Origin of the sequence: uncultured Roseovarius sp., assembly GCF_913054395.1 — a bacterium.
Lineage (GTDB): Bacteria > Pseudomonadota > Alphaproteobacteria > Rhodobacterales > Rhodobacteraceae > Roseovarius.
Genome location: NZ_CAJXIP010000096.1, coordinates 1 through 13461 on the forward strand (window position 1 = coordinate 1; position 13461 = coordinate 13461).

Below are 13461 nucleotides of genomic sequence, written 5' to 3' on the forward strand. Positions count from 1 at the left end.
GTTCCTTGATCCGGCCTGCGCCGAATTTGATTGCGGTCGGGTAGGACCAGTTTCCTGTCAGGCTCATTGTGTCACCTTCTTGAGATGGTAGGATTTGGGACGTGTCAGATTGTGATAGCCGATGACCGAAAGGCCACCGCCGCGCCCGGTGTTCTTGCAGCCGGTCCAGCACAGGCCCGGATCAAGGTAATCGGCGCGATTGAGGAAAACGGTACCGGTCTCGATCTCATCACCCACCCTTTGGGCGCGCGCCACATCGGCGGTCCAGAGGCTGGCGGTCAGGCCGAATTCGCTATCGTTCATAAGGGCGATGGCCTCGGCGTCATCCCTGACCGGCATGATGCCCACGACCGGGCCAAAGCTTTCGTCGCGCATCACCCGCATTTCATGGCTCACGTTGGTCAGAATCTGCGGCGTAAGATAGGCGCCGCCGTCATCGCCCGGCATGGTGGCTATATGTGCCACAGCCCCCATGTCCAACGCTTCCGCGATCTGGCCGCGTACCTCATTGGCAAACCGCACATTGGCCATCGGGCCGATTGTGGTTTCGGGCTGCATCGGGTCGCCAAGGGTATAGCCCTGGACAATCGCGACGGCCATTTCCACGAAGGCGTCGTACAGGCTCTCATGGACATAAATCCGCTCGATCCCGCAACAGCACTGACCGGAATTGAACATCGCCCCGTCAATCAGCGTATCGACGGCGGCATCAAGATCGGCGTCCTCCATGACATAGCCGGGGTCCTTGCCGCCAAGCTCCAGCCCGAGGCCTGTAAAGGTGCCCGCCGCTGCGCGCTCCATCGCGCGCCCGCCCCCGACCGAGCCGGTGAAGTTGACGAAATCAAAGGCGCGCCCGGCGATCAGGGCGGATGTGGTGTCATGATCGAGAAACACGTTCTGAAAGACATCCTGCGGCACACCTGCGTCGTGAAAGGCACGCGCCATCCGCTCGCCTACCAAAAGCGTTTGCGTGGCATGTTTCAACATCACCGTATTGCCCGCGATCAGCGCGGGGGCGACGGTGTTGATCGCGGTCATATAGGGGTAATTCCACGGCGCCACGACAAACACCACGCCATGCGGCACCCGCTTGATATAGCGCAGAAACGTGGCATCCTCGCCCACCGCGATATCGGCCAGCGCGTCCTTGGCTATGGCAGCCATGTGGCTGGCGCGCTCGTTGAACCCGCCAAACTCGCCGCCATAGCGCACCGGGCGTCCCATCATATGCGCAAGCTCTGGGACGATTTCATCGTTCATCTCGCCCACGGCGGCCACGCCTGCCATGACAAGGTCGACCCGCTCCTGCAAGGGCCGTGCGGCCCAGTCGGCCTGCGCCGTTCGCGCCCGACCCGCCGCCGCTTGCGCCGCTTCCAGCGACAGCACGGGGCGCTCGGCAAAAACCGATCCGTCGATGGGTGAGATACATTTCAATGTCTGCATGATCGCATCCTTGGTGACGGGCAAGCGTGCTCGCCCTGCTTCTTCTTGGCAAAAATACTCAAATCCAACGGCGCGGCTGTTACGCCCGCTCGAACCCGCGCGCCACCTCGTAGTCGGTCACAACGCGGTCGAAATCCTCGATCTCGACCTCGGCAGCGCGGGCATAATGGTCGATCACATCCTCGCCGAACGCCGCGCGCAGCATGGCAGAGCCCTTGAGCGTCACATAGGCATCGCGCAGCGTCTGTGGAATAAGCCCGGTTTCGCCTGCATAGGCGTCGCCAACGGTGGGCGGGGCAAGCTCAAGCGCATCTTCGATGCCCTTGATGCCCGCAGCCAGTTGCACGGCCATGGCAAGGTATGGGTTCAGGTCAGAGCCGCCGACCCGGCATTCGACGCGCACCGCCTTGCTGCCTTCGCCACAGAGGCGGAAACCGGCGGTGCGGTTGTCCACTGACCAGATCGTGCGCGTGGGTGCAAAGGTGCCCTTTTGAAAGCGCTTGTAGCTGTTGATATAGGGCGCCAGGAAATAGGTGTAATCGGGTGCGTATTTCAGCAAGCCAGCCATGTAGTGTTTCATCAGCTGGCTCATGCCAAGGCTGTCATCCGCGTCATAGAACGCGGGTTTGCCATCCTTCCAGAGCGATTGGTGCACATGGCTGGAAGAGCCGACGCGCGCATGATCCCATTTCGGCAGAAAGCTGGCGGCATGGCCCTGCTGCCAGGCGATTTCCTTGATCGCGTGTTTGGCGATGGTGTGGTAATCGGCGGTATCGAGGGCGGGAGCGTATTTGATGTTAAGCTCTTCCTGACCGGCCTCGGCCTCGCCCTTGGAGTTTTCGATCGGCAGGCCCGCATTCCACAGATGATTGCGTACCGGGCGCATCACGTGTTCTTCCTTGGTGGTCTGGAAGATGTTGTAATCCTCGTTATAGCCCGAGATCGGCACAAGATTGCGATAGCCGGATTTGCGCAGCTCTTCAAAGCTCTGCTCGAACAGGAAAAATTCCAGTTCGGTCGCCATCATCGCGTCAAAGCCAAGGGCCTCAAGCCGCTTGAGCTGTTTCTTGAGCATGGCGCGCGGGGAATGCGGCACATCCTCGTGGGTGTGATGATCCAGCACGTCGCAAAGCACCATCACCGTGCCCTCAAGCCAGGGCATCGGGCGCAGGGTGCTCAGGTCCGGTTTCATCACGTAATCGCCATAGCCCTTTTCCCAGCTGGTCGAGGCAAAGCCCTCGGGCGTGCTCATCTCAAGGTCGGTGGCCAGAAGGTAGTTGCAGCAATGGGTTTCTTCCCAGGCGCTTGCGATGAAATGGCCCGCGTGAAACCGCTTGCCCATTAGACGGCCCTGCATGTCCACAAGGCAGGCCAGAACGGTATCGACCTCACCGGCGGCAACTTGGGATTTTAGGGTTTCGAAACTCAGCGGGCCTGGCATGGGGAACTTCCTGTGTGTTTGGTGGCGTCATCATGGGGGTGCCCCGGCACGCCTGTCATGCCGGGGCAAAGGGCTTAGCCGAATGTATAGGGCGGGCCAGCCTTGCTTGTCACTTCGTTATAATCGCGGAAGATCTGGACGATTTTCGCGTGGATTTCGCCCTCTTCGGCGATTTCATCCCAGAACTTCACGGCCGCTTCCTCGACGACCTTCCATTCTTCCTGCGGGATCGAGCGCAGCTTGAGCTGATCTCCGGTCGAGCGCAGGCGCGCCTCACCGCCCCAGTACCACTGGTTGCGATAGGTGTGGCTGGCCTCGATCCCGGCCATCACGACGGCCTTGAGATGCTCGGGCAGGTCGGCCCACATCTTCTGGTTCACATAGAACGACCCGATCCATGCACCCGAGATGTTGTTGGTCAGGAAGTAGTCCGTCACATTGGCCCAGCCGACGGTGTAATCCTCGGTGATGCCCGACCACGCCATGCCGTCAAGCTCGCCGGTCTGCACGGCCACTTCGGCATCCTCGTAGGGGATCGAGACCGGCACGACGCCGAATTGCGACAGGAACCGCCCGGCGGTGGGGAAGGTATAAAGCTTCAGCCCATCAAGATCGGCCAGCGATGTGACCTCTTTCTTGGTGTTGAAGTTACAGGGATCCTGACCCGCCGCCGAAAGCCATGTCACGCCGACTTTTTCATATTCAGAGCGCCAGATATCGGCCAGGCCGTATTGCTGGAACAGCACCGGTACGTCGAGCGCGTGCTTGGTGGCCAGCGGGAAGTAGCCGCCGAATACCTGAAGCGGCGTCGGCGAGGCCATGGAATCGTCGTCCGAGTGAACCGCGTCGATGGTGCCGCGCTGAAGCGCCTGGAAAAGCTCGCCGGTGGGGACGATCTGATCGGCGTAATAAAGTTCGATCTCCATTTCGCCATTGGCGGCCTTGTTGATGTAATCGACGACCGGCTTGGTCACGAATTCGCCCAAGGCAGCACCGGCATAGGTCTGGAACCGCCATTTGATCGGGGCCTGAGCGTGGACAATGGCCGGGCTGGCCAATGTTGCGGCGCCGCCCAATGTTGCGGCGCGAAGGAATGAACGTCTGGTGGTGGTCATTGATCTCTCCTTGGTTGGTTTGAGTCATGCTCCGTTGGCGGAGTTCTTTGGGTTATTTTCCGTAAACGTAATCGGGCAGCCAGAGCGCGACCTGCGGGAAGACCATCACCACCGCCAGCGCAAAACTCATGACAAGCACGAAGGGGACGATCGAGCGATAGATGTCGCGGATCGAGATTTCCGGCGGCGCCATTGCGCGCATCAGGAACAGGTTATAGCCGAATGGCGGCGTCATATAGGCGATCTGGCAGGTGATCGTGTAGAGCACACCATACCACACCAGGTCGAACCCCATGTTGCCCACCAGCGGCACGTAAAGCGGCGCCACGATCACAAGCATCGCGGTGTCGTCAAGGAACGTGCCCATAAGGATAAAGCTAAGCTGCATCAGGATCAGGATCGCCCAGGGGCCAAGACCGAGCTGATCCGTAAAGAGGTGATCAATCGCCTTGACCGCGCCAAGCCCATCAAAGATCGCGCCAAAGCCAAGGGCGGCGAGGATGATCCACATGAACATGCAGGAAATTGCCAGTGTCTGGCGTACCGAGGTTTCAAACACCTCCCGTGTCATCCGCCCCTTGAGGATTGCCGCCACAAAGGCGGCCATCGCGCCAATCGCCGAGCTTTCGACAAGCGAGGTATAGCCTTTGACGAAGGGCACCATCATCACCGCAAAAATGACCAGCGGCAAAAGCCCCGCGCGCAGCAGGCGCAACTTTTCTGCCATCGGGACATTGCGTTCCTCGGGCGGAAGGACCGGGCCAAGCTCGGGCTGCATCCGGCAGCGCACATAGATGTAGATGATGAACATCACCGCCATCATCAACCCCGGAATGACCCCCGCGAGCCAAAGCTGACCAACCGGCTGGCGGGCGATCATGGCATAGAGCACGAGAACGACAGACGGCGGCACAAGGATGCCCAGACTTGATCCGGCCTGAATGACGCCGGTCACCATGATCTTGTTATAGCCGCGTTTCAAAAGTTCGGGCAAAGCGATGGTGGCCCCGATTGCCATGCCGGCCACCGACAGCCCGTTCATCGCCGAAATCAGCACCATCAGCCCGATCGTGCCGATCGCCAGGCCGCCGCGCACAGGGCCCATCCAGACGTGAAACATCTTGTAAAGGTCGTCGGCAATCTTGGATTCTGACAGCACGTAGCCCATGAAGATGAACATCGGCAGGGTCAGGAGCGGATACCATTTCATAAGCTTCATGGCGGCGGAAAACGGCATGTCGGCACCGCCCGTGCCCCAGAGCATCAGCCCGGCAAAGGCCCCGACAAAGCCAATGGCGCCAAACACCCGTTGCCCGGTCAGAAGCATCAGCATCATCGAGCTGAACATCAGAATGGCGATCATTTCATAGGACATCAGAGGCCTCTTCGCGGATTCGGCCGATATCGCGAAAGAACTCGGCAAGGGATTGCAGCAGCATCAGGAAAACTCCAATGCACAGGATGATCTTGACCGGCCAGAGATAGGGGCGCCATGCGGTCGGGCTTCGCTCCATGAAGCCCATTTTCTCTGATGCGCCGCTTGGTCCTTCGGTGACGAAGGTGACCAGGAGATCCCAGAAAAAGCTGAAGGGTTCGGTGCCGAAATAGCCTAGCGAATAGGCGGTCGAGCCTATGGCGCCATATAAGAGAATGGCGAGATAAAATAGCAGGAACAGCACGGTGAAGGCATCAAACCATGCCCGTTGACGCACCGACCAGCCGCCATAGAACAGATCCATCCGCACGTTCGACCCAAGCTGGATCGAATAGGGCCCGCCAAGCACGTAATAGGCGACCATCACGAATTGGGCGGTTTCAAGCGTCCAGTGCGAGGGGGTGAGGAAGGCCTTGGAAAAGCTCGACCAGAGCAACACGCCGATCAGCGCAAAGATCAGGTACATCGCGAAGCGCCCGATGTAATAGTTCATCGCGTCAATTGCGCGGATATAGGCGAGGATCGGTTTAGGCATGCGTCCCTCCGGGGCTCGTCTGGTCAAGCTTTGCCATCGCCGGGTGCAGCAGCATCAGGAGCTCGTCGGTCATCGCGGCCTGCGCCTCTGCACCGACCAGAAGATCGTTGCGCACCTCGATCATCACGTTCGGCAGACCATGGGCAATCCCGTGCAGTTTAAGCGAATGGGTCACGCCATCCTCTGGCCCGTAAGGATCATTGCGGCGGATCACACGGTCGGGCAGCCGGTGCGCTTCGTCCAGGATCGCATCGGCAAGGCGGTTGTCGCTGTCGTGCAGGATGCCGATCTCGCAATCGCGCGGCTGGCCGTAATACAGCGGTGTAAAGCTGTGGATGGTGATCAGATGGGTGCCAAGGTTCTCCGCCTTGCGCGCGGCAATCAGAGTGCTGACGGCATCGCAGAACGGGGCATAGACGGCGCGCACACGTTCGGCGCGGGCGGTCTCGCTCAGGTCGCGATTGCCCGGAACCTCGATATACTCAGAGCGTTCCGGCATCGCGCTTGGCGCCTCGGGCGGGCGGTTGCAGTCGTAAACCAGCCGCGACACCTTCGAGGCGATCATCGGCGCATCAAGGGCGCGCGACAGGGCAAGCGCCACCGCGCGCGCGCCGGGATCCCAGGCCGCGTGGCTTTGCCGGTCACCTTCTTTCAGCCCAAGACCGTCATAGCGTGCCGGAATGTGGTTCGAGGCATGCTCGCACAGGATCAGGGCCGCGCCGCGGCCCGTCGGGTTGATCACCTCTACGGTGTCAGACTCGTCCCTGTTCGGATTGCCTTGCATTTGTCCCCCGTCGGCATTTGTAAAGATGTTTCCATGCGAGAATATTTATGTCAATATGTTTTCAGGGCGGACAGGGTGATTGTCCTGTCGCGCCGGGCTATGGTGAACAGCCTGCCCAAATTGGCAGCACCCAGAACAGGACTTGTGATGTGACCACGACACCAATCCAGCCCACGGCGACGGTCCGCGAGTTGATCCGCGACCATTATGGCGTGCTTACCCAATCCGAGCGCAAGTTCGCGCAGGCCCTGCTTGACAGCTATCCGGCGGCGGGGCTGGCCTCGATCACCATCGTGGCGGCGAATGCCGGGGTCTCGACGCCGACGGTGGCGCGGATGGTGCAAAAGCTTGGCTTCAAGGGCTATCCCCAGTTCCATCAGGCCCTGTTGAAAGAACTAGAGGCCAAGGTCTCTGGCCCCACGCAACGCCGTGCCAACTGGGCCAGCGAGGCACCGGCGACGCATCACCTCAACCGCTTTGCCCAGGCCGTGACCCAGAACCTTGAACAGACCTTCGCAAATATCGACAGCGATGGTTTCGATCAGGCGGCGCGCGATCTCGCGGATACATCGGGGCGGCTTTACGTGGTGGGCGGGCGCATCACACGGGCGCTTGCCGATTATGCCTTCACCCACTTTCAGGCGGTGCGTGAACGCGTCACCCATATGACCGCCTCGTCGGCGACCTGGCCGCATTACCTGTTGGACATGACCGAGGGCGACACGCTTTTGATGTTCGACATACGGCGCTACGAAACCAATCTTTTGCGACTGGCAGAGCTTGCCACGGCGCGGGGGGTCCGGGTGGTTCTGATCACTGACCAATGGGTCAGCCCGATTGCCGATCTGGCGCGGCATACCTTCAATTGCTGGGTCGAAATCCCTTCGGCATGGGATTCGAATGTCTCGACGATGATGCTTCTCGAGGCGCTGATTGCCGCCGCGCAGGAAGAGCGCTGGCCCGCCACGCGCGAACGGTACGAGCGGCTTGACGCGTTGTTCAACGCGACCCGCCTGTTTCAGAAATAGCGCCAAGCCCGGCCTGCATGTCGCCCTGAAGGGTGGTGACGTGACCCGCCAGATACGCGCCAAACGCCGCCGCGATCACCGGTCGCGGGCGATGGGCCGGGGTCTGGCCGGTCGCACTTGAAGATGTCGAGGTCGGGTGGGGCAGGGCATCCTTGATCAAATCTGCAAACAAGGCTGGTTTCCAACCCGGTTCGTGACAGTTAAACCTATCAGGCCGGGGGCATCCCCCCGGACCTCACCCCTTGGCATAAGGACACGACATGGAGGCGGATTACACGATCATCGGTGGCGGTGTTGTCGGCCTGTCCATAGCCTGGGGCCTTTTGAACAAGGGACGCCGCGTTATCGTTCTGGATGGCGAGGACGGATCGTTCCGCGCCAGCCGGGGCAATTTCGGCCTTGTCTGGGTGCAATCCAAGGGCATGGCGCAACCGCGATATGCCAGGTGGTCACAGACCTCTGCCGCTGCCTGGCGCGGCTTTGCCGACCGGCTTGGGGATGCGACGGGGCGCGATGTGGGGTTGGAGCAGAACGGCGGCTACGACCTTCACTTTTCAGAAGAGAGCCTAGCGGCGCGGGTCAAGGATTATGAAGGCCTCAAGGCCCGGTTGGGCGGGGATTACCCCTACGAGGTTCTCGGCCAAAATGCCCTGCACAAGGAAGAGCCTGGCATTGGCCCCAAGGTTGTCGGGGCGATCCTTCACCATCAGGACGGCCATGCAAATCCGCTTCGCCTGTTGAGGGCGCTTGCCGATGATGTGCGGCGGCGCGGCGGCCGGGTTCTGACCGGCAGGATGGTTACTGATGTGACCAACGCCGCTTTGTTCACCGTGACCTGCGCCGACGGGACGGTGGTGAGATCGACCAAGATGATCCTTTCCGCTGGGCTTGGGGCGATGACGCTTGGCCCGAGGCTTGGGTTCATCGCGCCGATCCGGGCGCAGCGCGGTCAGGTTCTGATCACCGAAAAACTGCCGAAGATGATTAACCGCCCCTCGCTGATCGCGCGTCAGGTCGATGAGGGCGGCATTCAGATCGGCGCCACCAATGAAGAGGTCGGCCTTGATGACCGGGTGACACAGCCGGGCCTGTCGGGCCTTGCCGCCAAGGCGATTGCCGCCTTTCCGGCCCTTGCGCGCGCGCAACTGGTGCGAAGCTGGGGCGCGCTTCGGGTGCTGTCGCCCGATGGCCTGCCGATCTATCAGCAAAGTGACACGATGCCGGGCGCCTATCTTGTGACTTGTCACAGCGGCATCACCCTTGCCGCCGCCCATGCGACGATCCTGCCCGAGTGGCTTGAGGGGACCGATAAGGCCCCTGATCTGGAGGTGTTCAGTGAACAACGCTTTGCCGTTTGAGGATCTTGGCGAGGGCCGCTCGCTTGTTGCGGTCACCTTTCAGGGACAGGATTTGCGCCTGCCCGAGGGGGCCAACCTTGCCGCCGCCCTGCTGGCGGCTGGCATTACCACGTTTCGCCACACAGCGGAATCCGGTGCGCCGCGCGGCCCGTTTTGCATGATGGGCGCCTGCTTCGACTGTTTGGTCGAGGTCGATGGCATAAGCCGTCAGGCTTGCATGATGGAGGTCAGCGAGGGGCTGAACCTGAACATGCCAGCAGTAGGAGAGCGATGATGGCGCGGGTTGATCTGGCAATCATCGGGGCCGGTCCAGCGGGCATGGCGGCGGCGAAGATGGCGGCGGACAAGGGCCTGTCGGTCTGCATTCTGGACGAACAGCCGCGCGCAGGCGGACAGATTTACCGCGATGTCGATCGGGTCGCGCCGCTGCGCGGTGACCTTTTGGGCAAGGACTACACCGAAGGGCGCGCCCTGACCCAAGGGCTTGGCGCGCCGGGCATCACTCATCTCGCCGGGGCCGTGGTCTGGGCGATCGAAGAGGGGCCGCGCCTTGCCTGCACGCAGGTCGGAAAAGGTGCGCTGATCGACGCGCGGCATGTGTTGCTCGCCACCGGCGCGCTTGAGCGGCCGATGCCAGTGCCGGGTTGGACCTTGCCGGGGGTGATGGCGGCGGGCGCCGGGCAAATCCTTCTCAAGCAATCGGGTGTCCTGGCGCGGCGCGCGGTGCTGGTCGGGGCAGGCCCGCTGCTCTATCTGATTGCCGCCCAGATGGTGCGCGCGGGCACCCCGCCGCTGGCCATGGTCGAGACCCAGACGCGCAATGACTTTACGGGCGCGTTGCGCCACCTTGGCGGCGCGCTGCGCGGCTGGCGCTATCTTCTAAATGGGCTTGGCCTTTTGAACGAAATCCGCCGTGCCGGGGTTGTGCGCCACACGGGGGCGCACAGCATTGCCATAACGGGCGCAGGCCGCGCCGAGGCGGTGGAGTTCATCGCCGGAGGCAAGGCACATAGCATCGCCTGCGATACGGTTTTTCTGCATCACGGGGTGGTTCCCAACACCCAGGCCGCGCGCTCGGTTGGTGTGCCGCATCGCTGGGACGCGGCGCAGCATTGCTTTGTGCCAGAGCTTGACGGCTGGGGCGGCACCTCGGTCGAGTACCTGCACATTGCCGGCGATGGGGCGGCGATCGGCGGTGCAAAGGTGGCAGCGATTGCCGGGCGACTTGCGGCGCTTGATATCGCGGCGCGGCTGGGGGCGATTAAGACCGCAACGCGCGATAGTGAAGCTGTGCCCCTGCGCCGTGCACTGGATGGCGAACTGGCCGTGCGGCCGTTTCTTGACACCGCATATCCGCCGCTGCCAGAGGCGCTCAGCCCCGCCGACAAAACCGTTATCTGCCGCTGCGAAGAGGTGACGGCGGGGGATATTCGCGGCTATGCCAGACTTGGCTGTATCGGGCCCAATCAGACCAAGGCCTTTGGCCGGGCGGGCATGGGCCCCTGTCAGGGGCGCTATTGCGGGCTGAGCGTGACGCAGATTCTGGCAGAGGAAAACCGCCAGAGCCATGACGCGACCGGTTATTACCGCATCCGCCCGCCGCTCAAGCCGGTGACGCTTGGCGAATTGGCGGCGATGGATGATGGCGCAGGGGCGGCGGAGTAACACACCCTTGGTAGGCGAGGGTCCGGACCTGTAAATTCTAAAGTGCCAAATGCCACAAATCAGTCGGTCGCGGCAGAGGTTTCAGATGTCTCCCATGCGGGACGGAGTTGCCGTTGGATGCTGGCACACCAACGGCAGCTCTTGTTCATTTAGGCCAATACGTGCCAGAAATCTAAATCCACTGACTCTGGATTGAACATCTCCAGCATGGGCGTGCAGTCTTTGTTGCCCACATACCCTGCACAGATTTCGCGCGCTGCGCCTGTTGTCTCTACAAAGGCGATTTCCGCGTACGTCTTCTCATCTATGCGGGCGACAAAGTGAGACTTCGCCTCCTCAAACTTCGAAAGGTAGGCGCCTTCAATTCTACGGGACGCTTCCAGCAAGCCGTTCTCAGTGAACGATTTTGTTTCCTTAGGGGAGAATGTCCCAAACTCAACGCAAGCAAACCCTTCCGGCAGCGGCGCAGGTTCACCTAGCAGGTTGTTTTTGGTCAGTCGAATGCTGTCTCGATCCAGCATTTCCATGACAGGCCCGGTGGAGGGGGCGTTGGGGTGTTCTTGGGCCATGGCAATGAAGGAGGCTTCGTCAGTTGCAAGAATTGCGTTTGCGAAGTCACCTTTCAGATTTCCAAGAAAGCAGTGCATTGCGATTCCGGGCTGGTGAGCCAAAAACTCTGTTTGCCAAACCCGGGTCGCGGCGATCAGGTCAGCGGGGTCAACTCCCGGCTTGGAAGAGTACCGTGCGAATCCCATTACTGATACTGGGCCTACATTTTTCCTTAGCATAGAAAGTCCTTTCAACTGATGCTGCCCAGCGTGCTAAAGGAACCGAGTGACAATTTCTGTCAGGGGCGAGATGCGGACTACTAGACTTTTTTCGATACTTGATCATCTGCGCGGGCGACGTACGCCCGTTACCGCAGGTATGCTCGCCGCCGACCTGAATGTTTCGGTGAGAACGATCTATCGTGACATCATTACATTGCAGTCCATGGGCGCGCCCATTCGGGGGGAAGGTGGTATTGGATACCAAATCGAGGCAGGCTTTTTTCTGCCACCGCTGCAATTCGATCCAGATGAACTTGATGCGTTGCTCTTGGGCGTTCGAATGGTGACAGCGCGCGGTGATGATGCACTTGGGCAAGCGGCGCATCGACTCTTGGGAAAAATAGAAACAGTCTTGTCGGAGGACCGGCGACACCTGCAACAACCATTGTTGGCAGTTGGCGGAGAGGACAAAGCAGTTGCTGCTTCAGGTTTGAGCAGTCTAAGAGCTGCTATTAGACACAGGGAAAAGCTGGCCGTAACTTATGAGGATGCTCAAGAATACCAGAGCGAGCGTGTCGTAAGACCACTTGGGCTTACCGCCTTCGAAACTGTTTGGGTGCTGACAGGATGGTGTGAAATCAGGCAGGGCTTTAGGAATTTCAGATTGGACCGTCTCGTCTCAATCAACGAAACGGGCGATGTATTCAGGAAGGAAAAGGGCAAAGAGTTTGCGGACTACCTGAGAAGTTTGTAACCCCATTGCGGTCATTCATACTCCCGGCAGAAATCGGGAGGTATGGGCTCAAAGCTGACCTTCGTTGCGTAGCGTACCGAGGTCCGCTTTGACGCCAGTCAGAGGATTTTGTTTTCAGGTCCAGAGCCTAGGCTTTCACCTCAACCGGTTGTCCGGCCATCAGGTGGGTGATTTCCGCCGCCGCCTGTGCCACGGCGGCGCCGAACTCTGGGATATGGGCGTCGGAAAAGCGGCTGCTGGGGCCAGAGATCGACACCCCGGCGCAGGGCTCGCCACGGTCGTTGAAGATCGCGCTGCCGATGCAGGACATGCCATCATAACGCTCGTTGCGATCAAACGACCAACCGCGTACGCGGGTTTTTTCCAGATCGTCAAACAACGCCTTGGGCGTCACATGCGTGTGTGAGGTGAACCCCTTGAGACCCGCGCCCTTGAGCAGGGTCAAAAGCCGATCTTCGGGCAGGGCGGCCAGAATCGCCTTGCCGGTGCCAGAGGCATGCATCGGGGTGCGTGATCCGGGCGGAAAGAACGCGCGGATAGGGTTTTGGGTTTCGACCTGGCCGATGAAGACGACCTCGGCGCCGTCGCGCACCGCAAGATTGGCGGTCTCGCCGGTTTGTTCCATCAGGCGGCGCATCACCGGACGCCCGACATCCGACAGGTTCGAGCGTTTGAGAAAGGCGACCCCGGTACGATAGGCCTCGATGCCGATGCTCCAATCCTGGCGCTCATCGTCAAAGCGCACGAAGTCGCGCTTTTGCAGGGTGGTCAGAATGCGGTGCGTGGTGGCCGTCGGAATGCCAAGCGCCAGCGACAGATCGGTCAGCGTCGCGCGGTCCTCGCGCGCGACAGCCACCAATACGCCAAGCGCACGGTCCAGCGATTGCATGGTCCCGGCAGAGCTTTCGCTGAACTGGGATTTGGGGCGGCCACGGGCGCGCTTGGGGGGTGTCATGGCGCGATTTCCTTTCGGTAGACATTTGCATGCAATTAAAAAATATTTTCATTAATAATGACAGTGGAAATATGAAAAAATAAAAAATATTTAAAATCCGAAAGTTAGATATTTTATTTTATAAATGGAAAATGTTTTCAAGAAAATTGAAAAGAATCGAATGCTGCGTCAGTATCAG

General features: G+C 60.2%; 14 protein-coding genes. 5 read left to right on the top strand and 9 right to left on the bottom strand.

Annotation, left to right across the window (positions count from 1 at the left end):
* Positions 1-63 precede the first annotated feature (63 nt).
* From QZ522_RS13065 to QZ522_RS13090, 6 genes are all read right to left on the bottom strand, one after another.
* Positions 64-1446: an aldehyde dehydrogenase family protein gene (locus QZ522_RS13065; protein ID WP_294612277.1), complete on the bottom strand. Its 1383-nt coding sequence runs from the start codon at positions 1444-1446 to the stop codon at positions 64-66.
* Positions 1447-1522: 76 nt separating this feature from the next.
* Entirely contained in the window at positions 1523-2884 is a 1362-nt protein-coding gene (locus tag QZ522_RS13070; protein ID WP_294612239.1) for a glutamine synthetase family protein, read from the bottom strand.
* Positions 2885-2958: 74 nt separating this feature from the next.
* Positions 2959-3999, bottom strand: coding sequence for a TRAP transporter substrate-binding protein (locus QZ522_RS13075; protein WP_294612241.1), 1041 nt, complete (start codon positions 3997-3999; stop codon positions 2959-2961).
* 52 nt (positions 4000-4051) lie between these two features.
* Positions 4052-5374 carry a TRAP transporter large permease subunit gene (locus QZ522_RS13080; RefSeq protein WP_294612244.1) on the bottom strand — a complete coding sequence of 441 codons (1323 nt, stop codon included), beginning with the start codon at positions 5372-5374 and terminating at the stop codon, positions 4052-4054.
* On the bottom strand, positions 5364-5969 hold the full coding sequence (locus QZ522_RS13085; RefSeq protein WP_294612247.1) for a TRAP transporter small permease subunit: 606 nt from the start codon (positions 5967-5969) through the stop codon (positions 5364-5366). Before QZ522_RS13085 ends, QZ522_RS13080 begins: the two co-directional genes overlap by 11 nt.
* Entirely contained in the window at positions 5962-6753 is a 792-nt protein-coding gene (locus QZ522_RS13090; protein WP_294612250.1) for an N-formylglutamate amidohydrolase, read from the bottom strand. The genes QZ522_RS13085 and QZ522_RS13090 overlap by 8 nt, the downstream gene beginning before the upstream one ends.
* Before the next feature lie 149 nt (positions 6754-6902).
* On the opposite strand from QZ522_RS13090, the gene QZ522_RS13095 reads away from it, so the two are divergent.
* Positions 6903-7781 (top strand): MurR/RpiR family transcriptional regulator, encoded by an 879-nt coding sequence (locus tag QZ522_RS13095; RefSeq protein WP_294612253.1) that lies wholly within the window; start codon positions 6903-6905, stop codon positions 7779-7781.
* Here QZ522_RS13095 and QZ522_RS13100 read toward each other — a convergent pair.
* On the bottom strand, positions 7753-7953 hold the full coding sequence (locus QZ522_RS13100) for a hypothetical protein (RefSeq protein ID WP_294612255.1): 201 nt from the start codon (positions 7951-7953) through the stop codon (positions 7753-7755). The genes QZ522_RS13095 and QZ522_RS13100 overlap by 29 nt on opposite strands.
* 88 nt (positions 7954-8041) lie before the next feature.
* Between QZ522_RS13100 and QZ522_RS13105 the strand changes: the two genes are divergently transcribed.
* The 3 genes from QZ522_RS13105 to QZ522_RS13115 are packed head-to-tail and all read left to right on the top strand — an operon-like array spanning position 8042 to position 10804.
* Positions 8042-9139 (top strand): FAD-dependent oxidoreductase, encoded by a 1098-nt coding sequence (locus tag QZ522_RS13105; RefSeq protein ID WP_294612258.1) that lies wholly within the window; start codon positions 8042-8044, stop codon positions 9137-9139.
* Complete coding sequence (locus QZ522_RS13110; RefSeq protein WP_294612261.1) at positions 9117-9413, top strand: (2Fe-2S)-binding protein; 297 nt, start codon at positions 9117-9119, stop codon at positions 9411-9413. Before QZ522_RS13105 ends, QZ522_RS13110 begins: the two co-directional genes overlap by 23 nt.
* The gene (locus QZ522_RS13115; RefSeq protein ID WP_294612264.1) at positions 9413-10804 is read left to right on the top strand and encodes an NAD(P)/FAD-dependent oxidoreductase; all 1392 of its coding nucleotides are present in this window, start codon (positions 9413-9415) and stop codon (positions 10802-10804) included. Before QZ522_RS13110 ends, QZ522_RS13115 begins: the two co-directional genes overlap by 1 nt.
* A 149-nt stretch (positions 10805-10953) precedes the next feature.
* On the opposite strand, the gene QZ522_RS13120 is transcribed toward QZ522_RS13115, so the two are convergent.
* On the bottom strand, positions 10954-11592 hold the full coding sequence (locus QZ522_RS13120) for a hypothetical protein (RefSeq protein WP_294612267.1): 639 nt from the start codon (positions 11590-11592) through the stop codon (positions 10954-10956).
* Positions 11593-11638: 46 nt separating this feature from the next.
* On the opposite strand from QZ522_RS13120, the gene QZ522_RS13125 reads away from it, so the two are divergent.
* Positions 11639-12328: a YafY family protein gene (locus QZ522_RS13125; protein WP_294612270.1), complete on the top strand. Its 690-nt coding sequence runs from the start codon at positions 11639-11641 to the stop codon at positions 12326-12328.
* Positions 12329-12455: 127 nt separating this feature from the next.
* Here the strand turns inward: QZ522_RS13125 and bhcR are convergent, their stop codons facing one another.
* Complete coding sequence (gene bhcR / locus QZ522_RS13130) at positions 12456-13283, bottom strand: HTH-type transcriptional regulator BhcR (RefSeq protein WP_294612274.1); 828 nt, start codon at positions 13281-13283, stop codon at positions 12456-12458.
* Positions 13284-13461: the final 178 nt, after the last annotated feature.